At 61.1% G+C, this 21927-nt stretch carries 19 protein-coding genes; 9 read left to right on the top strand and 10 right to left on the bottom strand.

The window, feature by feature from the left end; all coding sequences use genetic code 11:
- Positions 1 to 17: 17 nt before the first annotated feature.
- The 5 genes from ACSOSP_RS33615 to ACSOSP_RS33595 form a co-directional block, all read right to left on the bottom strand.
- On the bottom strand, positions 18 to 803 hold the full coding sequence (locus tag ACSOSP_RS33615) for an ABC transporter ATP-binding protein (protein ID WP_455314973.1): 786 nt from the start codon (positions 801 to 803) through the stop codon (positions 18 to 20).
- 39 nt (positions 804 to 842) lie between these two features.
- Complete coding sequence (locus tag ACSOSP_RS33610; protein WP_455314972.1) at positions 843 to 1658, bottom strand: ABC transporter permease; 816 nt, start codon at positions 1656 to 1658, stop codon at positions 843 to 845.
- 12 nt (positions 1659 to 1670) lie between these two features.
- Positions 1671 to 2507, bottom strand: a complete 837-nt coding sequence (locus tag ACSOSP_RS33605) for an ABC transporter permease (protein WP_455314971.1) — start codon at positions 2505 to 2507, stop codon at positions 1671 to 1673.
- A gap of 29 nt (positions 2508 to 2536) precedes the next feature.
- Positions 2537 to 3604: an ABC transporter substrate-binding protein gene (locus ACSOSP_RS33600; protein ID WP_455314970.1), complete on the bottom strand. Its 1068-nt coding sequence runs from the start codon at positions 3602 to 3604 to the stop codon at positions 2537 to 2539.
- Positions 3605 to 3672: 68 nt separating this feature from the next.
- Positions 3673 to 4605 carry a TauD/TfdA dioxygenase family protein gene (locus tag ACSOSP_RS33595; RefSeq protein WP_455314969.1) on the bottom strand — a complete coding sequence of 311 codons (933 nt, stop codon included), beginning with the start codon at positions 4603 to 4605 and terminating at the stop codon, positions 3673 to 3675.
- A 346-nt stretch (positions 4606 to 4951) separates the two neighbouring features.
- Between ACSOSP_RS33595 and ACSOSP_RS33590 the strand changes: the two genes are divergently transcribed.
- The gene (locus tag ACSOSP_RS33590) at positions 4952 to 5167 is read left to right on the top strand and encodes a hypothetical protein (RefSeq protein ID WP_455314968.1); all 216 of its coding nucleotides are present in this window, start codon (positions 4952 to 4954) and stop codon (positions 5165 to 5167) included.
- Between the two features lie 956 nt (positions 5168 to 6123).
- On the opposite strand, the gene ACSOSP_RS33585 is transcribed toward ACSOSP_RS33590, so the two are convergent.
- A complete protein-coding gene (locus ACSOSP_RS33585) occupies positions 6124 to 6768 on the bottom strand; it encodes an NADPH-dependent FMN reductase (RefSeq protein WP_455314967.1) in 645 nt (214 codons plus the stop codon).
- Between the two features lie 349 nt (positions 6769 to 7117).
- Here ACSOSP_RS33585 and ACSOSP_RS33580 point away from each other — a divergent pair, with 349 nt between their 5' ends.
- From ACSOSP_RS33580 to ACSOSP_RS33545, 8 genes are all read left to right on the top strand, one after another.
- Entirely contained in the window at positions 7118 to 8152 is a 1035-nt protein-coding gene (locus tag ACSOSP_RS33580) for a methionine ABC transporter ATP-binding protein (protein WP_455314966.1), read from the top strand.
- Positions 8142 to 8795 carry a methionine ABC transporter permease gene (locus ACSOSP_RS33575; RefSeq protein ID WP_031357285.1) on the top strand — a complete coding sequence of 218 codons (654 nt, stop codon included), beginning with the start codon at positions 8142 to 8144 and terminating at the stop codon, positions 8793 to 8795. The genes ACSOSP_RS33580 and ACSOSP_RS33575 overlap by 11 nt, the downstream gene beginning before the upstream one ends.
- Before the next feature lie 42 nt (positions 8796 to 8837).
- The gene (locus ACSOSP_RS33570) at positions 8838 to 9632 is read left to right on the top strand and encodes a MetQ/NlpA family ABC transporter substrate-binding protein (protein WP_455314965.1); all 795 of its coding nucleotides are present in this window, start codon (positions 8838 to 8840) and stop codon (positions 9630 to 9632) included.
- 226 nt (positions 9633 to 9858) lie between these two features.
- Positions 9859 to 10881, top strand: coding sequence for an ABC transporter substrate-binding protein (locus ACSOSP_RS33565; protein WP_455314964.1), 1023 nt, complete (start codon positions 9859 to 9861; stop codon positions 10879 to 10881).
- Between the two features lie 42 nt (positions 10882 to 10923).
- On the top strand, positions 10924 to 11913 hold the full coding sequence (locus ACSOSP_RS33560; protein ID WP_455314963.1) for a quinone oxidoreductase family protein: 990 nt from the start codon (positions 10924 to 10926) through the stop codon (positions 11911 to 11913).
- 115 nt (positions 11914 to 12028) lie between these two features.
- Complete coding sequence (tcuC, locus tag ACSOSP_RS33555) at positions 12029 to 13321, top strand: tricarballylate/proton symporter TcuC (RefSeq protein ID WP_455314962.1); 1293 nt, start codon at positions 12029 to 12031, stop codon at positions 13319 to 13321.
- 141 nt (positions 13322 to 13462) lie between these two features.
- Positions 13463 to 14140, top strand: coding sequence for a response regulator (locus ACSOSP_RS33550; protein ID WP_455315408.1), 678 nt, complete (start codon positions 13463 to 13465; stop codon positions 14138 to 14140).
- On the top strand, positions 14130 to 15485 hold the full coding sequence (locus ACSOSP_RS33545) for a sensor histidine kinase (RefSeq protein WP_455314961.1): 1356 nt from the start codon (positions 14130 to 14132) through the stop codon (positions 15483 to 15485). Before ACSOSP_RS33550 ends, ACSOSP_RS33545 begins: the two co-directional genes overlap by 11 nt.
- 55 nt (positions 15486 to 15540) lie before the next feature.
- Here ACSOSP_RS33545 and zwf read toward each other — a convergent pair whose 3' ends face one another.
- The 4 genes from zwf to ACSOSP_RS33525 all read right to left on the bottom strand — a co-directional run bounded on the left by zwf (position 15541) and on the right by ACSOSP_RS33525 (position 21789).
- A complete protein-coding gene (gene zwf / locus ACSOSP_RS33540; RefSeq protein WP_455314960.1) occupies positions 15541 to 17016 on the bottom strand; it encodes a glucose-6-phosphate dehydrogenase in 1476 nt (491 codons plus the stop codon).
- A 242-nt stretch (positions 17017 to 17258) separates the two neighbouring features.
- Positions 17259 to 19064: an EAL domain-containing protein gene (locus tag ACSOSP_RS33535; protein ID WP_455314959.1), complete on the bottom strand. Its 1806-nt coding sequence runs from the start codon at positions 19062 to 19064 to the stop codon at positions 17259 to 17261.
- A gap of 163 nt (positions 19065 to 19227) precedes the next feature.
- Positions 19228 to 20598 carry a GntT/GntP/DsdX family permease gene (locus tag ACSOSP_RS33530; RefSeq protein WP_455314958.1) on the bottom strand — a complete coding sequence of 457 codons (1371 nt, stop codon included), beginning with the start codon at positions 20596 to 20598 and terminating at the stop codon, positions 19228 to 19230.
- Between the two features lie 75 nt (positions 20599 to 20673).
- Positions 20674 to 21789 (bottom strand): porin, encoded by a 1116-nt coding sequence (locus ACSOSP_RS33525; RefSeq protein ID WP_455314957.1) that lies wholly within the window; start codon positions 21787 to 21789, stop codon positions 20674 to 20676.
- Positions 21790 to 21927: the final 138 nt, after the last annotated feature.

Raw genomic sequence — 21927 nt, 5'->3', positions numbered from 1 at the left:
GGAGAGAACGTTTCTGATCAGGCGGCCGCGTCCTGCGGCACGCTGAAGTCCGCCAGTATTTCATCGCGCAAACGTACGAATGCTGCGTCGCTGCGGTTGCGAGGCCGTTGCAGATCCACCTTCACCACCTTGCCAATACGCCCGGGCCGCGCTTGCATGACCACCACGCGGTCGGCCAGGAACACGGCTTCATCAACGTCGTGGGTGACCAGGATCATCGTGATCCGCTCGTGTTCCCAGATGCGTCGCAGTTCATTCTGAAGACGGCCGCGCGTGAGTGCATCGAGCGCGCCGAACGGTTCGTCCAGCAGCAGGAGCTTTGGACGGTTGACGAGTCCTCGAGCAATGGCCACGCGCTGGGCCATGCCGCCCGACAGCTGATGCGGATGATGCTTTTCATACCCCTTTAACCCAACCAGCGCAATATGGTCGGCGACCGCGCGGCGGTTCTCTTCCTTGCTGCGCCCGGAGTTCTTCAGTGCGACCGCAATGTTTTGCTCCACGTTGAGCCACGGAAACAGGCGGTGATCCTGGAACACGATACCGCGCGCAAGATCCGTGGTGCGAACGCGTTCGCCGCTGAATTCGATCTCGCCGTCGAACTGGTCGTCGAGCCCTGCAATCAGGCGCAGCAGCGTGGACTTGCCACACCCGCTCGCCCCCACGATCGCCACGAACTCGCCGCTTTTCACCGACAGGTCGATGCGATCGAGCACGGGCACCGAGTGGTCATCGCCGGCAAAACGCTTCGTGACGTGATGCAGGCCGAGCTCACTGGTTGAGGTAACAGAGGCAGTCGCCATGATGATATGGACTCTTTATGAAAGATAGAAAATGCGCAATCAAACGGCCGGATCGCGGAACCAGCGTTGCTGGATGGCACGGGCTAGCGCATTCAACGCCCAGCCCGTGATGCCGATCACGATCACGCCAAACACCACGAGATCCATCCGGAACTGTTCGCTGCCGTCGACGAGCGTGTTGCCGATGCCGCTGCCCGCGACCAGCAGATACTCTGCACCGAGCGTCGCCAGCCACGAATAAATCAGCGCAAGATAAATGCCGGTGAAGATGGACGGCAACGCAGCCGGCAGGACGACGTATCTAAGCGTTTGCAACTTGCTATAGCGGAACACCCGGGCAACATCGAGCAGGGCAGGGGAGACCGCCCGGATGCCGTCGCTCGTATGTGCGACCACGGGCACCAGTGCGGCGAGCGAAAGGAAGACGACCTTGGCGACATCGCCGAGACCGAACCATACCGAGATCAGCGGTATCCATGCAAACAAGGAAACCTGCTTGAACGCGTTGAAGCTTGGACCAATCAGCCGGTCCGCGAAGGGCGAGACACCGAATAACGCGCCCAGCATGAGCCCAAGGCTTGCACCGAGCGTGAAGCCTGTCAGCTCGCGTGCGAGCGATGCCGAGAGCGCACGCCATAGCGCGCCGCTTCTCGCCTGGTCGATAGCCGTGTGCAGCACTTGAGCCGGCGAGGTCATCATGCCGTGCCCGGCGACTACGTGACGTGAGACGAACCACCAGGCAAAGAGGGTGGCAATCGGGATGACGCAGCCGCGCCAGCGCCCGGTTCTGCCCGCTTCGCCCGAAGCGCCGATGGCGCCGGAGCCGGTTTCAAGTTCGAGAGACGGCGTGGACATGTCGATACTCCTTCAGGCCAGCCGTGCGGGCGAGAGCTTGTGTTCGAGAACGGTCAGCAAGCGGTCCGCCGCATATCCGATCGCACCGACGATCAGCACCGAAGCAAGCACCAGGTCGAGCTGGAATAGCTGCCGTCCGTACACGATCAGGTAACCGAGTCCTTCAGACGATGCCACCAGTTCGACCACGACCAGCGTGAGCCACGCCTTGGTAAATGCAAGGCGGATACCTGTGCCGATGACGGGCACGGCCGAAGGCAGGATCACGTTGAAGATGGTCTGGCGGCGTGAATAACGAAAGACGCGCGCAACATCAAGATACGCGGGCGGGGTCCGGCGAAATCCCTGCAGCGTGCTCAAGGTGACCGGAACGAGCGCGGCGTGCCCGATCAGCAAATACTTCAACGGTTCGCCTATGCCTACCACGATCATGAGGAACGGCAGCCAGCCCAGCACCGGCACCTGTACCACTGCATTGAAGCTGGGCAGGATGTAAGCCTCGGCTGTGCGCGATAGTCCGAGCCATGCGCCAAGCAGCAAGCCGAGCATGACGCCGCCCGTGAAGCCGACCGCGATCCGCGACAGGCTCGCGCCAATATGCATCCACAGTTCGCCGCTGCTGGCGAGGCCGCCGAGGGTTTCGAAGACAAGGCCGGGCGACGGCAGGATCTGTGGCGAGATCCAGCCATAGTGCGAACCAAGCACCCATAACACGGCACATGCCACGGGCACGAGCCAGGGCAGCGCGATCCAGCCGAACGATCGCGCGACGCTCGCGGTGTGACTGCGGGTGCCGTCGAGCGGCACCCGTTGGCCTGGATTCAAAGTGCGAGCGATGCTGTTCGCCATGACCGGATTCTCCAGAAAAGTTCAGACGTTCAGGACGCCAGCGGCTTGCCGGCCGCATCGAAACGCGGCCAGTAGTTCTCGAGCTTCAGCGTTTTCAGGGCCTGCTCGAGATACTTCGGCTCGAACCAGCCGTTCACGCTCACGGGCTGACGGATCAGGTTCAGACGCAGCGCGTCGTCGGCAACGGCCTGATAGCGGGCCACGATAAACGGATCGATCAGCGGCGAAGTACGGTCCTTGAGCGTCTGGTTCGCGTACTCCGATTGCCACGATTCCACCGGCACGCCGCTCTTCGACCACAGCGTGAAGAGCGCCTGGCGATTGGCTTCGTCGGCAGACCACTGAGCCGCTTGTACGACTGACGTCACGACTTTTTGCACGATCTCGGGATGGTCATGCTCGAAGTCGTCGAGCACCAGCACATGCGCCTGGCGCGTGTACTGGAGACCACCGTCGCGCGATGCATAGATGATCTTCGCAAGGCCCTGCCGCTGGAGCTTGAAGAGCTTGAAGTCGAGAAACACTGCATCCACGCCCTTCGATGCAAGCGCCGCTTGAGACGCGGCATCGTCGAGATTGATCACGCGCAGATCGCGTTCGGAAAGGCCATTCGCCTTCAGGACGTTGTCGACGACAAGCTGCAGGTTGGTGCCGCGAAAGATCGCGACGCGCTTGTCCTTTAAGTCCTTGACGCTCTTGATGTCGGAGTCGGGCGGCACGGCCAGGTAGACGCCGGTGCGCACGCCCGATTCCACCAGCAATTTCGTTTTCAGGCCATTCGCGCGGCCGAGCACGGCGGGGAGGTCGCCCTGATAGGCGAAGTCGATTTGGCGATTCGCCAGCGCTTCGTTGACCGCGGGTCCGGCGCCTTTGAAGAACAGCCATTCCACCTTCACGCCGTCCGGTTTGAGCGCGTCTTCCGTGAGGTGCCGCAACTGGGCGGTGGCGGCCGACGAGCCGCCGAACACGGGCGGATCGCCATAACCTTGCGTCGCCACGCCGATCCGGACAACGGCAGGGGCAGCGGCCAGGGCGCTCGCGGCAGCAATCATGCCCAGCGTGACAATGAGGGAATGCAGGAAGGATCGTGGGGTCATTGAATTCGCGGAGGAAGAGTGGGAAACGGCAGCGAAGCTTTCAGCGCTGCCGAATGACGTTCACAGGATCAGTCCAGCGCAGGCGCACCACGCAATGCGCGGCTGCGCCTGCCGTCGATACCTACGGGCACGTCGCCATGCACCGTCGCGCGCCGGACCACACGGCGCGCGCTCTCGTCGTAGTCGGCGACCGCATAGTGCTGGGTCGAGCGGTTATCCCAGATCGCCACGTCGCCCTGGGTCCAGCGCCAGCGCACAGTGTTTTCGAGGCGCGTCACGTGGTCGTGGAAAAGCTCCTTCAGACGATCTGAATCACGCTGCGACAAGCCGACGAAGCGCTGCACGAAATGCCCCAGCACGAGGCTGCGTTCGCCTGTTTCCGGATGGACGTGCACGACCGGATGTTCGGTTTCATAGACTGTCGATATGAACTGGTCCCGATACGCCTGCTCGGCGGCGGTGGCGGGTGCGTTGCGGTTCGCCGCGTAGTCGTAGGTATTCGTATGAATGGCCCACAGTGAGTCTGCCAGGGCGCGCAGCGGGTCCGGCAGACGCTTGTAGGCCTCGGCAGTGTTGGCCCAGACCGTATCGCCGCCAGCGGGCGGAATCACCACGCCTCGCAGGATCGAGATCTTTGGATACGCTTCGACGAAGGTCACGTCCGTATGCCATGAATTGGCGCGCCTGCCGTCCTTCGAGTCGAGTTCGAGCAGACGATTGCTGCCGGCAACCGATGGCACGGTCGGATGCGCGACGGTTTCGCCGAAGCGGCTGGCGAACGCTTCCTGGGCGGCGTCGTCCAGGTGCGACTGGCCGCGAAAGAAGATCACCTTATGTTGCAGCAGCGTGGCGTTGATGGCCGCGATGGTCGAGTCGGCGAGATCCGGACCGAGGCGCACGCCCCGGATTTCGGCGCCGATCCGGCCGCCCACTGGATGGACGTCGAGTTCCAGTGTGCTCGAGGGTTCGGCGGCAACGGCAGGCGTGGCGATGAGGGTCATCGGATGCTCCTTGGGGAATCGTTGGATAGCGTCGGGTGTTGTTGTTGGTCGTCGTGTATCGGGATGCGCGTGCTGGGCGGGCGAAAAACGCAGCGGCAATAAATTGAAGCATCCGTGCGCGGGCGCGGCAACGAAGCGATTGGACTTTGCTTTACACACCGGACGTGGGTCGTTTATGAAGGACCCTTGATGAGACCCCGTGAAGCGCTGGCTTAATAGGAATTGACAGGTTTTCTATTCATCATCAGATATGCAAATGAATAAAAGATGGTTTCCGTACGTTTCAGTTTGACCTACCTTGTAGTTAGGGGTAGCCCGTACCGGGGTGCATGCAAGGAGAACTGCGATGTCTGAACCGAGAGCCATTTTTAGAAACTGGGGCAGTGAAGTGCTGCGGCATTGGCGTGAGCGGCGTACGGTGGCCGCTAGTCAGCCGCACGAGGCGGCGCGTGAGCCGTATGACCTCGAACGCATCGCGACGTGTGCTTGCAGCGGCTATTTCCATACGGGGTATGCGCTCGATCCGTTTGTTTTTACTCCTGAATTACCGTTTAAGAAGTAGCTCGCGGCGGTGGGCGGGGGTTGGGGTGGGGTTGGTGCCGGGTTCAAGCGTTAGCGGTCGGGATTGTTGCCGGGTTGCTGCTTTCGAGGTTAGTGGTCTGCGTGAGTGAGCTCATTTCTTTATCACTATTAGCCACTGCGCGTGGCGGCGCGTCATTTCTTTGTCCAAAGCGACAAAGAAACGAAGCAAAGAAAGCGCTTTCAAAACGAGGGCTCGTAAGTTGACCCAGCGTGCAGTTCCCGCATTTTTGGCACCCCAAAAGCACGGTGCTCGCCAGAGCGACGGATGTTTGAACCCCTCCTTCTCGCGAATTCTTACACGCACACGCTTCGCCCCGTACGCTCTCGGGCAAGCACGCTTGCCAGGGAACCCAAACGGCATCACGCGCTTTTCGTGTTTCATTATTTGATGATTTAGCTACTTGGTCTGCGCCATTATCTTAATGGGCTACACGGCCGGTCGCATATTTGAAGCTTTGCTTTTGTCGGCCGATTGCGTGACCCGCAGATCCCTTTCGCGGTTATGGCCTTACGAATTTCTGCGGCCTGGTTTCCGGATGGGTTGGCGATGTGGTTCGGTATGCGAACTTATTTTATGATGGTTGTCCGCGGATAGCGCGGGGTGTTCCTTGGGCAGGTTCAGTCACTGGTGGCGAAGCGTGTGGGTATCGGTGTTCGGAGAAGGAGGGTTTCAAACATCCGTCGCTCTTGCGAGCACCGTGCTTTTGGGGTGCCAAAAACGTGGAGGCTGCACGCTAGGTCAACTTATGGGCCCGCGTTTTGAAAGCGCTTTCTTTGCTTCGTTTCTTTGTCGCTTTGGACAAAGAAATGACGCGCCGCCACGCGCAGTGGCTAATAGTGATAAAGAAATGAGCCAACGCAAGCAGACCACTAACCCCGAAAGCAGCAACCCGGCATTGACCCCGACCACCGACGCAGGAACCTAGCACCCCCGCATCAACCCCGCCCACCACCAACAACAGCCCCCTCACTACGCAGCTCCAATTCACCCACTGCATCGCGCGCATTAAACGCCAATGCAAACTGCGCAGCCTGCCGCCCCACTGTCGCCAACTGCTCCGCCACTTTCGGATCCGAACAGGAATCAATCGTCTCGAAGCGCGTTTCCAGCGAATTGACCGCCGCGCCGTACGGTGTCGGCCATCCCCGCAGCGCATGCACGATCGAGCGCAGTGACGTAAGCACAGCACCACCGCCTTGCCAGCCATAAGCCGTGACCACGCACCCCACCCCCCGGCCATCAAGATACGGACGCTTGTCGTTGCTAAGCTCCTCCAGCGTGTCCAGCGCGTTCTTGACCAGCCCCGAAACCCCGCCGTGATAACCCGGCGTCGCAATGATGACCGCGTCCGCTTCGCGCACCGCCTCGATCAGTTCGAGCTGCTCCGCCGTGCGTTCGCCATGTTCGGGCGCGTAGTGAGGGAGCGAGTGCAGGAACGTGCCGCCGAACAGTCGCGTGCGCGCACCTTCGGCTTCGGCGCCGCTCAGGGCGATGCGAAGCGCACGCTCAGTCGATGAAGCCGCGCGGGTCGTGCCGCCAATCCCGACCACGAGCGGCCGGCGAAATTCAAAGCTTTTCAACGAAATACTCCCAGGAGTGCAGTGGAGCCGCGTTCGTACGCCAGAACGCCGCAGCGTATCGACATACCGAAGCATCGATCATGCCGTCATCTTAGCTATCGATTTTGCGCGAGTGAACCGAGCTTTGCTTGAATCGATATGAGCATTGCGTATTTCGAAGCCCTCCGACACCCTCGACGGCCCCGCCCCGCGCCCTACATACGGAGAAGTAATTAGCCTTGCGCAATAGATTATTAAGGCCCCGACGCGGGTTACGTTAAACTTTCGCCTCTCGCGAACCAGGGATGAACGGCGGTCGGCTGCCCGAGCGAACTCGCTCAACGGGGAGTCCGCCGCTTTTTTTGTTTACATGATCGAAATTCGAAATCTGTCGCAACGCTTTGCCGGCCCACGAGGCTGGATCGAAGCGCTGCATAACGTCGACTTGACGATTCCGCCCGGCGAAGTGTTCGGCATCATCGGCCGCAGCGGCGCCGGTAAAAGTACGCTGGTGCGCACCATCAACCTGCTGACGCGGCCAAGCGAAGGCAGCGTGATCGTGGACGGCCGCGACCTCACCACGCTGCCCGCCGCGCAATTGCGCACGGCACGCCGTGACATCGGCATGATCTTCCAGCACTTCAATTTGCTATCGTCGCGCACAGTCTTCGACAACGTCGCGCTGCCGCTCGAACTCGCCGGCATGAAGCGCGGCGAGATCGAGGCGACCGTGTTGCCGCTGCTGGAACTCGTCGGGCTGACCACGCAAAAAGATCGTTATCCCGCACAAATCAGCGGCGGCCAGAAGCAGCGCGTGGGGATCGCCCGGGCGCTTGCCAGCAAGCCCAAAGTGCTGCTCTCCGACGAAGCCACCTCCGCGCTCGATCCCGAAACCACACGCTCCATTCTCGATCTGCTGCGCAAGATCAACAAGGAACTCGGCCTGACGATCGTACTCATCACGCACCAGATGGACGTGATCAAGCAGGTCTGCGATCGCGTCGCGGTGCTCGATGCCGGCCGCGTAGTCGAGGAAGGCAATGTGGTCGATGTCTTCATGCAACCGCATCATGAAGTGACGCGTGCGTTGATTGGCGACGTGATCGCGCACGAGTTGCCGCCCGCGCTGAAGTTGCGCGTGGCCGAGCGTTTGAAAACCGGCAGCGGCCATTTGCTGCGGCTGGCGTTCACCGGCTCCGGCGTCGACCAGCCGATCCTCTCTGAAACCATCCGCCGCTTCGAACTCGACTTCAACATCCTGCACGGCCAGATCGACGAGATCCAGGGGCAGGCGTTCGGCTCGCTGGCGGTGCTCGCGGCAGGCAAGCCGGCGAACGTGGCCGAGGCCATTGCGTATCTGCGTGAACAAGGTGTGGTGGTGGAGGAGATGTCCCATGTTGAGTGAAATGTTCGATATGTTCGTCCAGTCGTTCTGGGAAACGCTCGTGATGGTGGGCATTTCCGGGCTGGTCGGCGCGGCTTTGGGGCTGCCGCTTGGCGTGCTGCTGTATCTCACCGACCGTGATGGCGTGTTGCGCAATCTCGCGTTGAACCGCGTCATGGGCGGCGTCGTGAATGCAGTGCGCTCGACACCGTTTATCATTCTGCTCGTCGCGGTGATCCCGTTCACGCGGCTGGTGGTCGGCTCGTCGATCGGGACGGCGGCCGCGGTCGTGCCGCTGACTATCGCGGCTGCGCCGTTCATCGCGCGGCTGGTGGAGACCGCGCTGCGCGAGGTCGATCGAGGCTTGATTGAAGCGGCGCAGGCAATGGGCGCGACGACGAGCCAGATCGTGTTCAAGGTGTTGTTGCCGGAGTCCTTGCCGGGCGTGGTTGCCGGCCTGACTATCACGTTCGTGTCGCTGGTGGGGTATTCGGCAATGGCCGGTGCAATCGGCGGCGGTGGCCTGGGCGACCTTGGCATTCGCTACGGGTATCAGCGGTTTTTGCCGGAAGTGATGCTGACGGTGGTGGTGATCCTGATCGTCTTCGTGCAGCTTGTGCAGTCGTTCGGCGACTGGCTAGTGCGCCGACTCAGCCATAAATAAGCAGTCTCACCTAATTTTTATATCAAGCTCTAAGGGTAGTCCATGCAACGTCGAATCATTCTCAAGCTGGCCGCTGTGTTCAGCGCAACCGCATTGCTCGCCAACGTCGCGCAAGCCGATGAAACCATCAAGGTAGGCGTGACCGGCGGTCCGCACGCCCAGGTCATGGAAGTCGTGAAGCAGGTCGCCGCGAAGAACGGCCTGAACATCAAGATCGTCGAGTTCGCCGACTACATCCAGCCGAATGCGGCACTGGCGTCGGGCGATCTCGACGCGAACAGCTATCAGCACACACCGTATCTCGACGCGCAGGTGAAGGACCGCGGCTATAAGCTGATCAAGATCGCCGATACGGTCACGTTCCCCATGGGCATCTATTCGAAGAAGTTCAAGTCGCTGGCGGAGTTGCCGGTGGGCGCGCGCATCGCGGTGCCGAACGATCCGACCAACGGCGGCCGGGCGCTGTTGCTGCTGCAAAAGAACGGGTTGCTGAAGTTGCGTGCGGATGCGGGCTTGAAAGCGACGCCGCTCGACATTATCGATAACCCGCGAAAGCTGAAGATCGTCGAACTCGACGCCGCGCAAATCCCGCGCTCGCTAGCGGACGTGGACGCCGCCGCGATCAACACGAACTTCGCCATGGAAGCCGGGTTGAAGCCGAAGCAGGACGCGATCGCGATTGAAGACCCGAATGGTCCGTACTCGAACATCATCGCGATTCGTGCCGTGGACAAGGACAAGCCGTGGGTGGCGAAACTCGTGGCCGCCTATCACTCGCCGGAAGTGAAGCAGTTCATTGAGGCGAAATACGCGGGTGCGGTGATCGCCGCCTGGTAAGCCCTCGTAACAAAATCCGGGCATCGTGCGCGCTCTTTCCCTCACGGGTCAGAGCGCGCAGTCGTTTGGGCGCGGCCAACGAACAGGCGCAATTCCTACTCGCCAAGGGTAAACGCCAATCTTTTTCCACCCGGGCAGAAAGCTGACAGAAGGCTTTGCCTTCTTATACTTGCGCCACATTAGAACAAGATGCCGGATTGCCACGGATAGAAGGAGACGTTTCACGATGCAGTTCCCCCCGCGCCTTTTCACGCTCGCTTGCACGCTGGCCGCGCTCTTGTGCGCCGCGTCGCCTGCCCGGGCGGAAAAACTGACGCTGATGGCGGGAGGCACGTCCAAGATCGTCTATCTGCCTTTGATCCTTGCGTCGCAACTCGGCTATTTCAAGGACGAAGGACTCGAATTCGAGATCCTGTCCCAGCCGGCCGGCGTCGATACCGCGACCGAACTGCTCGCCGGTGCGATCCAGGGTGCGGTCGGTTTCTACGATCACACCATTGACCTGCAGAGCCGCGGCAAGGATGTCGAGGCGCTGGTCGTGTTCAGCAAGAGCGCGGGGTTGATCGAGCTGGTCTCGAAGAAATCGGCGGCGGGTTTCAACACCATGGCCGACGCGAAAGGCAAGACGCTGGGCGTGACGGGACTGGGTTCGTCGACGAACTTCCTGACCCACTACCTTGCGGCGCGCGCCGGGTTGACGCCAAAGGAATACTCGGTGTTGCCGGTGGGTTCCGACGACAGCTTCATTTCGGCCATGGATCAGGGCCGTATCGACGCCGGCATGATCGAAGAGCCGGTCGCCAGCCGGCTGCTGGCCAGCGGCGATGCGAAAGTGCTGGTGGACATGCGCAGCGCGGCAGGCACGGTGGCGGCCTTAGGTGGCCCGTATGCGGGCCCGTGTTTCTACGCTCAGCGAAGCTGGGTCAATACGCATCGTGATGAAGCGCAGAAGCTCGTGCGCGCGATGGTGCGCTCGCTGGCGTTCATTGCGAGCCATAGCGCCGAAGAGATAACGGCCAAGGTGCCAAGCGATTTTTATGGACCGGGCCAAGGCAAGGCGCTTTATATCAGCGCGCTGAAGTCCTCCATACCAATGTTTACGAAAGACGGCCGGATGCCGGACGGGACGCCCGCGGCCGTGCTGAAGGTGCTCACGCTGGCGAACTCGTCGATCGATCCGCGGCATATCGATCTGTCGAGGACCTACACGAACGAGTTCGTGGACCGCGTGCAACTCGGTGCGAAATAAAGTGAAGCTGGCGATCCATTTTCCTCCATTCGAAGCGATGCCATGAAAGCGATACGCATAGAACAGTATGGCGGACCCGAAGTCCTGATTCGTCAGGATATCGAAGTTCCTCAGCCGGGATACGGTGAGGTGCTGGTCAGGGTCCGATGCGCAGGCATCAACTTCATGGATATCCACACGCGCCAGGGGAAATACAAGGTGTCGCGCACATACCCCGTGAGAATTCCCTGCACGCTTGGCATGGAAGGTTCCGGCGATGTGGTTAAAACCGGCGCAGGTGTGACGTCGTTCGAACTGGGTGAGCGGGTCGCGTGGTGTATTTCCTGGGGTGCTTACGCTGAATATGCGGTTGTGCCGGCGGCGAGGCTGGCGCGGATCCCGGACTCGATTTCTTATGACCTCGCGGCTGCGGCGATCTTCCAGGGATCGACTGCTCACTATCTGATCGATGATGTCGGCCATGTGGGCGCTGGTACGACGTGCCTGATCCATGCGGCGTCCGGCGGTATCGGCCAGTTGCTGGTGCAGCTTGCCAAGCGTCGAGGCGCGACAGTGTTCGCCACCAGCAGCAGTGAGCAGAAAGCGGACATCGCCCGCAAGCTCGGTGCGGATCACGTGATGCTGTACGACGATGGCCGTTTCGCTGACCACGTGCGCGAAATGACCGGCGGCCGTGGCGTGGATGTGGTGTATGACGCGGTCGGCCGCACAACGCTGCGCGATAGTTTTCGCTCCACGCGTGTGCGGGGACTGGTCGTCAACTATGGATCGGTGTCGGGTTCATTGAACGATCTCGATCCCATTGAACTGGGCGAAAGCGGTTCGTTGTTCCTGACGCGTCCGCGGCTGGCCGATCATCTCGCCGACGCGCAAACCGTGCAGCGTCGAGCGGACGATGTGTTCGCCGCACTCTCCGATGGCTCGCTGACCATTGCCATCAGCGCTCGTTACAAGTTCGATCAGGTTGAAGAGGCGCATGCCGAGCTTGAGGCACGGCGCCAGGTGGGCAAGTCGGTATTGATGATTGGATAAGTACCATCAATGCGTCCGTCGCAGTCGTGGCGGTCGTTGTTAATTGTTGTCGAATGCTGTGACTGCTGTCGCCAACGTGCGCCGGCACACCGCATACTTTGAGAAGGCCAAGTTCATGTCCTCACACGCTACGTCTCCTAATGACTCGAAATTCAAGTCTGTATTTCGGGTTGTCAGCGGCAATTTCCTCGAAATGTACGACTTCATGGTCTATGGCTATTACGCCTCGGCCATCGCCAAGACCTACTTCCCGAGCGGTAACGAATTCGCGTCGCTGATGCTCGCGTTATCCGTGTTCGGCGCCGGCTTCCTGATGCGTCCGATCGGCGCCATCGTGCTTGGCGCGTACATCGATCATCACGGACGACGCAAGGGCCTGATCCTTACGCTGGGCTTGATGGCGATCGGCACCTTGCTGGTCGCGGTGATTCCGGGGTACGCGACAATCGGTGTGCTGGCTCCGATCATCGTGTTGCTTGGGCGCCTGCTGCAGGGCTTCTCGGCCGGCGTGGAACTTGGCGGCGTCTCGGTGTATCTCTCCGAGATCGCGACCAAGGGCAACAAGGGCTTTTATTGCTCGTGGCAATCGGGCAGCCAGCAAGTAGCCGTGGTGTTTGCTGCGCTGATCGGCGTGGGCATGAGCCGCATCTTGCCGCCTGATCAGATGACGTCGTGGGGATGGCGCGTGCCGTTCATCATCGGCTGTCTGATCGTGCCGTTCCTGTTCATCATTCGCCGTTCGCTGCAGGAAACCGAAGAGTTCCTCGCACGCAAACATCGTCCGAACATGGGCGAGATCATGAAGTCGATGCTTTCGAACTGGGGTGTCGTGCTTGCAGGCATGGGCATGGTCATCATGACCACGGTGTCGTTCTACATGATCACGGCCTATACACCGACCTTCGGCAAGGAAGTGCTCAAGCTTTCATCGATTGACGCGCTGGTGGTGACGGTGTTCGTCGGCTTGTCGAATCTTGTGTGGCTGCCGCTCTCGGGTGCGTTGTCCGATCGCGTCGGTCGTCGCCCGGTGCTGCTGTTCTTCACGATCCTGACCATCCTCACGGCGTATCCGGCTGTGCAGTGGCTGGTCGCGGATCCGTCGTTCCTGCGCTTGCTTGGCGTCGAATTGTGGCTCTCGTTCCTGTACGGTTGTTATAACGGCGCGATGGTCGTGGCGCTTACCGAAGTCATGCCGGTCGAAGTGCGTACAACGGGTTTCTCGCTGGCATATAGCCTGGCGACGACCATCGGCGGATTCACGCCTGCCATCTCCACGTACCTGATTCACGCAACCGGCAACAAGGCGGCGCCGGGCGCGTGGATGTCCGTTGCCGCGGTCTGCGGGCTGATCGCGACGCTCATTCTGTATCGATCCACGCAAGCGCGCGCTCAATACAAGACCGCGTGACGGGCGGCGCTGAACGCATGGCCACGCCCCGAGCGAGATACACTTCGCCTGAGGGCCGTGGCCCGGCGTGGCGTGAGGCTCGTTTGAATCACGCGCATGCCGGGCTGGCGGACAATGCCCATGCATAACGCGGTGAACGTGATGAAGCTACTGCTGGTCGAGGACAATGAGGAACTGGCTCATTGGCTCGCTAAGATTCTGGAAGACGATGGTTTTGTGCTCGATCGCGTCAGCGACGGCGACGCGGCTGACCGCTTCCTGCGCACCACGCGTTATGACGTCGTGCTGCTCGATCTCAACCTGCCCAACCTGTCCGGCAAGGGCGTGCTGCGGCGCTTAAGAGAGCGGGGCGACGACACGCCCGTGCTCATCCTGACCGCAAGCGGCTCAGTGGATGAAAAGGTGATTTGCCTGAGCGCCGGCGCGGACGACTACGTCGTCAAGCCGTTCGATGCGCGCGAGCTGGTCGCGCGGGTCAAGGTGCTGGTGCGGCGACAATTGCCCTCGCGCTCGAACAGCACGCGCTGCGGCGATCTTTCCTACGATATCGACCGGCGGCAATTCTCGGTAGCAGGCGACGTGCTGAGCCTGACGCCCAGAGAGCATGCCGTGCTCGAGACCTTGATCCTCAAGGCCAAGAAGACCGTCTCCAAGCCGATGCTGGCCGATTCTCTTGGCAGCTCGACTACCCACACGAGCGAAGACGCCATCGAGATCTACGTCTCGCGGCTTCGCAAGAAGCTCGAGAAAAGCACCGCCACCATCATTACGCTTCGTGGCCTGGGTTATCTGTTGCAAGCCAGCAGCGATGACGAATAGCCTGCGTCTGCGGCTTCTGCTGTGGTTGCTGCTGCCGTTGACGGTCTATGTGCTCGCAGCGGGCTACATGGCCCGTGAAGGTGCGCAGAAAACTGCAAGCCTGATCCAGGACAATGCGCTCCTTGCGTCCGCCCGCGTGATGGCCGGCGACGTCAAATGGGACGACAGTTTCCTGCACGCGGATATTTCCCCAAGCGCTATCGAGATCCTGAGCTCGCCCTATGGCGACAGGGTGTTTTTTCGTATCCGCGTGATCGACGGTCCGGTGATTGCGGGCACGTCGGATCTTGAGCAAGTCGAGCCTGCCAGTTCACCCGGCTGGTATGACACCGAGATAGACGGTCAGCCGGTGCGGGCGGTCTCCATCATCCGGCCGATGTACGACTCCGGCGAAAGCAAGCGCATCCTCGTTTCGGTGGGCCGCACGGAACTGGAGCGCGACGCATTGGCGACCGACTTATGGCGGCCGCAACTGCTGCATTTCGCGGAGATCATTGCGATCGCAATCGTGCTGGTGTGCGTCGGCCTGACGTTCGAGTTGCGCCACCTGATGGCGCTGACCAATGACGTGCGCGACCGCGCGCCCAACGAACTCGTGCCGCTGCGCTCGGAGCATCTTCAGAGCGAGTTGCGGCCTATCGTCGATGCGATCAACCATTGCATTGCGAGGATTGAACGGCAGACCGCGATGCAGCGGCGTTTCATTTCGCATGCCGCGCATCAGTTGAGAACGCCGCTGACGCTGCTCGGTGCGCAACTGCAATACGCGCGACGCCACGACGATCTTGCGACCGTCAAAGAGACCTTATCGGCCATGCACAAGAGCAATGGGGCGCTGGTGTCGCTGACCAACCAGTTGCTGTTGCTTGCGCAAGCCGAGACCGCCGATTACAGCCACTTCGAAGGCGAGCGTGTCGATTTGCGAGAGGTCGCGACAACGGTAATCGAAGAGCTGGCGCTGCTCGCGCAACGTCGCGGAATCGAGCTGGCCGCGCAACTCGCCGACGACGCTTTCCTGCTGGGGAACGCGCGCTTATTGTCGGTGCTGGTCTTCAACCTGGTGGACAACGCGATTCGATACACGCCCGCGTCAGGTCACGTAACGTTGTCGATCGAGCGGCGCGAGAAGACGATCGTGCTTGCGGTCACCGATGACGGTCCCGGCATTCCAGCCGATGTCCGCGATCGCGTGTTCGAGCCGTTCTTCAGGGCATCGGTGGAAGAGGGCAGCGGGCTGGGTCTTGCGATCGTGCGTGAGATCGTGCGGGCGCACCGCGCAAGCATCAGCTTCGATGACGGCCCCGGCGGCAAGGGGCTGGCCGCCGAGGTCCGGTTTTCACTTTAGGGCAACAGACTCCCTGTCACTCGCACCCATGAACCTGTGCGAGTGAGCAACGACTTCAGGCCTCTTCGGCCCACGCCATGTTCTCCCGCGCCATCAGCGCTGAAGAAGCAGCCGGTCCGAACGTGCCCGCCGTGTAAGTGCGCGGACGATCGTTCAATTCCTTCCAGCCATCCAGGATCGGCTCGACCCACGCCCATGCCGCTTCGAGTTCGTCGCGACGCATGAAATGCGTCAGGCGACCGCGCATCACATCGATCAACAGCCGCTCGTACGCTTCCGCGCGACGTTCGCTGAATGCTTGCTGCAGATCCAGGTTCAGGTTCACCGGCAGCATATGCATGCCGCTGCCGGGCTCCTTCGCGAGCATCTGCAACTGGATCGATTCTTCCGGCTGCAACTGGATGACCAGCCGGTTGCCATAGTTGCGCGGTCCGCTGGGAATGATCGAGAACGGCAGGTCGGCGAAGTCGATCACGATCTCCGATTGCTTCTTCTGCAAGCGCTTGCCGGTACGCAGGAAGAACGGCACGTTCGCCCAGCGCCAGTTGTTGATATGCGCACGGATGGCGACGAAGGTCTCGGCGCGGCTCTCCGCCGGCACGTTGTCTTCTTCCATGTAACCCTTGACCGGCTCGCCGCCAATCGCGCCCGGACTGTACTGGCCACGCACGGTGTCGCGGGCAATATCGGCGACCGTCATCTTGCGCAGCGAACGCAGCACCTTGAGCTTTTCGTCGCGCACGGCATCGGGATCGAGCGACACGGGCGGCTCCATGGCCACGATGCACAGCAGTTGCAACAGGTGGTTCTGCACCATGTCGCGCAGCGCGCCGGTCTGGTCGTAGAAGCCTGCACGGCTGCCCACGCCCACTGTTTCCGCCACGGTGATCTGCACGCTCTTGATGTACGGCGCCTGCCACAACGGTCCGAAGATCGCGTTGCCAAAGCGCAGCACCATCAGGTTCTGCACTGTCTCTTTGCCGAGGTAATGATCGATGCGATAGATCTGCGCTTCGGCAAAATGACGGCCGACAGAAGCATTGATCGCTTGCGCCGAGGCAAGGTCGTGACCGAGCGGTTTTTCCAGTACGACGCGCGCGATGCTGTCGACGAGACCCGCGGCCGACAGGTTGTCGCAGATGGTCGTGAACAGGTCCGGCGCGGTCGCGAGATAAAACACGCGGCATACGTCTTTGCGCGCAACTTCAGCAAGCCGCAGGTAGTCGCTTGCTTCATCGATGTTGATGCGCACGTAGTCGAAGAGCGCCAGGAACGTGTCCCATGCCTGCGGGTCGAGCGCCTTTTTATCGACGAAGGGTTTCGATTGCTCTTCGACGAACTGCACGTACTGCTCGCGCGACCAGTCGCGGCGGCCGATCGCGATAATGCGTGTTTTCGGGGGCAGGTTGCAGTGCAGATGCGCCATATAAAGCGCCGGCAAGAGCTTGCGTGCGGACAGGTCACCGCCGCCGCCAAAGATGATCATGTCGACAGGAAGATCGTGTGCGGCGAAATGAGTTTGAGTGGTCATGGTGCGTGGGAATTCGCGAGTTTGCAGTCAGAATTGCGCTCCGCGGAGCGGGCCGTGTGCGACGCTAAGTATGTCGTTATACCAGTTACGCTTTAAACAAGCATGGTTGACGCTTGGCGAGGGCGCTGCCGTTTGGGATCGTCAGACCAAGAGGAGAAAAACGTCCGACCGGTCGGGAAGCAATGCAGCGGCGTGCATGTAACTGTAGTGTAAGCGTGCGGCGGATGCCACGTGCAGAACGATCAGACAGACCGGTGATGCGCAAAATCGATGGCGACAATGCCGGTCTTTTCCTTCTTGACGCGACGCTTGGCGACAGCCGCGACCGCGCCTATTTCCTCGCAGATGCGCGCCGTTCCGGCCGCGACCCTGACCGCGCCAATCGACATGGTGACGAAGCCGAAGAACTGCCGGTGCCGGCTGCGGTCTTCGCTGTAGATGCCGCCGGCCAACCGGTCCTCGGGTGAGTAAAACCGTTTGACGTCTTCATTGAAGCGATCAATGGCCTGAAGGCTGCGGCTGTTCCAGTCCGCGCTTTGAAACAGCATCAGGAAGTCGTCACCGCCTATGTGGCCGAGGAAATCGCACGCTGGTTCGCAGACCGAGCGCAACGCCCCAGCAGCCGCCTTGAGTACTTCGTCGCCTTGCCAGTAACCGTAGCAGTCGTTGAATGGCTTGAAGTCGTCGAGATCGACGTAACAGGCAACGAAGTCAACGCCGTTGTCGATCAGCCGCTCGACATGCGAATTGATCGGCACGTTGCCGGGAAGGAACGTCAGCGGGTTGGCATAACGTGCCGCCTCCAGCCGGATCTCCGTCACGGCGCGCACCAGCCGCTCGCCGGTTGCGAGCCCTATGTAGCGGCCTGCGTCGGTGATGATGAGGCCGTCGGAGAGATAACGCAGGTCGTCATTGGCAAGCATGTGGGCCACCTGCTCCAGCGTGGCATGCCGCTCGACCACCAGCGGCGCGGGATTGGCAAACTGAAGGCATGGGCGCTTGCCGAAGAGCTCGCGATGGTAAGGCAGCGCGTACTGGTCCATGAAAGCGCGGCGATTGATGAGCGCGACCGGCCGGCCTTTGTCGATGATCGCTACCGCGTGCAATTCCGGCGCGTCGTTGAACAGGTCGACCACGTGATCGTTGCGCGCATCGATCGGCAACGAGGGCGCGACGATCAGCATCCGGTCGAGTTCGAATCCGTTCGCGCCCGCTTCGCGGCGGGTGTGGGTGTGCGTTGGGTAGACGGTGATCTGCGGCGAACGCAACAAGTGCCGGACGGGCGCCGGCAATGCCCGGCTGGGCAGTGCCGCCGGGCGCCCCAGCAAGAATCCTTGTCCATACGCAATGCCCAGGTCGCGCACGATTCCCAGATCGGCCGGGCGCTCGATGCCTTCTGCAATCAGCTCGGCGCCGCTGGCTCTTGCGAACGCGGCCATCGCTTTCACAGCCTCGAATTTGAGCGGATCGGTGGCGATGTTGTCGATGAAAAAACGGTCGATTTTCACGTAGCCGGGCGCGAGCCGCACCCAGAGATTCATGCTCGCGTTCGCGCTGCCGTAGTCGTCGAGCGCGAACGCGGCTCCGCTTGCGCGCAATGCACGAACGGTCGCGTCGAAACGATCAAGGTCGGTAATGACGCTCTGCTCGGTCAGTTCGACCACGACGCGCTCGGCGCCAAGCGCACTGGCCCCGAGGAAATTGGCGATGCCGTCGCCCGCGTCAAAGCTCGCTTCTATCACTGCGGCGCTTGCGTTGATGAACAGGAGGCCGGCGCCATGGAGGCGCGCAAAGGACTCGCAACATACTTGTGCCGCCGCTATCTCCAACCGGTGTCCCGACCCTTCCTGCTGCGCCTGTGCAAACAAGCCGCGCGGCGTCTCAAGCGAGGTGGCGGCCGGACCGCGGATAAGGCCTTCATGCCCTGCAATCTCTCCATCGGCAAGGTGCACGATAGGCTGGAATACCGCCCACAACGCACGGTCGGCAATCAACGCGTCGACCGTCGATGGCGCGCCGTGTGTGACATGGAGGGGTGAGAATTGCATGGGAGTCCCGTTGAGCTGATTGGCTTAACGGCGCGACACTGGACTAGTTCAATGAACCTTTGATGACTTGAAGCACCAGGGAGGTGCGGGCTGGTGGGGCGCTCCACCATTTTCGTCTGCAGATAAGCAGGCGGCACGCGTTTTATCCGCATGCCGCGCCGCTTCAGATCACCATCGACAATCCCAGCGTGAACACTAGCGCTGTCACCGAAATAATCGTTTCGCACACGGTCCAGGTCTTGAACGTCTGCGTCACGGTCATGCCGAAGTACTCCTTGACCAGCCAGAAGCCACCATCGTTGACATGCGACAGGATCAGCGATCCGGCGCCCGTCGCGAGCACGAGCAGTTCGGGACGCACGCCGGTCGCTGTGGAGGCGGCAGCCGCTGCGATAGGCGCAATGATCCCTGCAGCCGTGGCCATGGCGACCGTTGCCGATCCCGTCGCCACGCGAATCAAGCCGGCGACCAGCCACGCAAGGATCAACAGCGGCACGTGTGCGCCGGTGGCCACGTCGACAATCGCCTTGGACGCGCCGCTATCGATCAGGATGCGCCCGAAACCCGCTCCTGCACCCACCACCAGCGTGATGCTGGCGGTCGGCGCGAGGCACTCGTTCGTGAACTTGAGAATGGATTCGCGATTGAAGCCGCGCGCCGAGCCGAACGTGTAGAAGCTCAGCAACACCGCAAGCAGCAGCGCCATGTCCGGATGCCCGATCAGGCGCAGCACATTGTTGGCGGTCGACTTCGCCGGGACGATCAGGTCGGCCCAACTGCCCACGAGCATCAGCAGAACGGGCAACAAGACCGTCAGCAGCGTGATGCCAAAGCTCGGCAGTTTCTGCGTCGCGCGAGCGGCATCCTGCTCGATGAACTGCTGCGCCATCGGGTTGACGCCTTCGAGCACGACGAACTTCGCGATCAGGTTCGAGAACAGCGGTCCCGCGATAATCGCCGTGGGAATACCGACGATCAACGCGTAGAAAATCGTGTGGCCAATGTCCGCGTTATAAGCGGTCACTGCCAGCAACGCGGCCGGGTGCGGCGGAATCAGGCCGTGCACGACCGAGAGGCCCGCGACCATCGGAATGCCGACGCGGATCATCGACGTGCCGGTACGCTGCGCCACGTTGAACGCAATCGGAATCAGCAGCACGAAACCGACTTCGAAAAATACCGGCAGGCCGACGAGGAACGCGATGCACATCATTGCCCAATGCACATTCTTCGGGCCGAACAATCCGATGAGCGTTTGCGCAATACGTTCAGCCCCGCCGGATTCGGCCATCATCTTGCCGAGCATCGTACCGAGCCCGACGACAATCGCAATATGCCCGAGCGTTCCGCCCACGCCGGTTTCGAATGACTTGAGGATCGATGTCATCGGCATGCCGACGGCAAGCGCGAGCGCGACGGACACCACCATCAGCGTGATGAACGGATTGAGCTTGAATCGCGCGATCAGCACGACCAGTGCGATGATCGCGACCAACGCGTAGACGAGTAACAAACTTCCCTGGACGGTCGCCATGGAGGCTCCAAATTAGCGGTCGGAGAAACCGGAGCGTCGTGCCGCGTGGTTTTAAAAACGCTCCGGCATACCTGGTTAGAACTTGTGTCGAATGCCCACGACGGTGACGAACTGACCGTTGTTGCTGGACGGATTCGTGACGCCTTCAACCCATGCCTTGGAGCCGGATGAACGCTGGTAAATGCCGTTCAGATAGACGTCGGTCGTCTTCGACAGGAAGTACTCGCCGCCCAGTGCCAACTGGTTGTAGTGAGCATTCGATGCGGTGGCCGAACTGCTGTTCTGGCTCGTGTAGATGTAGCCGAGCGAGAGCAGCGTGGCAGGCGTGAACTGATAGCGCACGCTCGCTTCGTAGTTCGCAAAACGCAGGCTGCCGCCGGTCAGGAGGTCGAAATGCGAGTTCGTGTACAGCAGCGCGACAATGGCCGGCCCGAACGTGTAGGCGCCGCCTGCGCCCCACACCTGGTTGCGCGCGACGTTGCTGATGATCGACGCACTGGTGCTGTAGTAGTTGTCCGAGGGCGCTGCACCGGCCGTGTTCGACGCAGGGTGATCGACCAGCGAGTAGGCCGCGTCCAGGCGCACCGGACCCGCGGCGTAATCGGCGCCCACGCTCCACGCGCGGTTGTTCGAGAAGTCCCCGGCGGTGTTCGAGAACGCATACATTGCGTTGGCGGTGAAGCCCGAGAACGTCGGCGTGGTGTACTTGACCGCGTTGTTGGTGCGGTAGGTGTTGTTGATGTCGTCGTTATCGTAGATCGCGTTGCCGTACTGGCTCATCGCGCCCACGCCGTTGATCTGCAGGTTCGAGAGATAGTCCTGCACGCTGTTGTACTGGCGGCCGAGCGTGATCGTACCCGCGCGGTCATTGCTCAGCCCCACCCATGCGCTGCGGCCGAACATCCGTCCGCCCTGGCCCGACGCGCCCGATTCCAGGCTGAAACCGTTCTCGAGCTTGAAGAGAACCTTGTTGCCGCCGCCCAGATCCTCGCTTCCAAGCAGGCCCCAGCGCGACCCTTGCACGTTGCCCTGGGTCGCCTGATAGGCGCTATTGCCCTTTTGATTGTTGGTGTACGTGAAGCCGGCGTCCACAATGCCGTAGAGCGTCACGCTGCTTTGGGCGAAAGCGGCTTGCGCCACGCTTCCTGTCACGGCGACGGCCACGGCCGTGCGAAGGATCTGCTTATGCATCTGGTTTCCTCTGGTCGAAAGAAGGGCGTCCATCGATGAATTTTTGTTCTCTTCGATGGAATCAGGATTACTAAACGTGCAAGGCAAAGCGACGCCGGAGAAATCCGGCGTATCGGTCATACAAGAAAATCAGGTCCA

Source organism: Caballeronia sp. KNU42, assembly GCF_053760385.1.
This window is presented reverse-complemented; position numbering and strand designations above follow the sequence as displayed.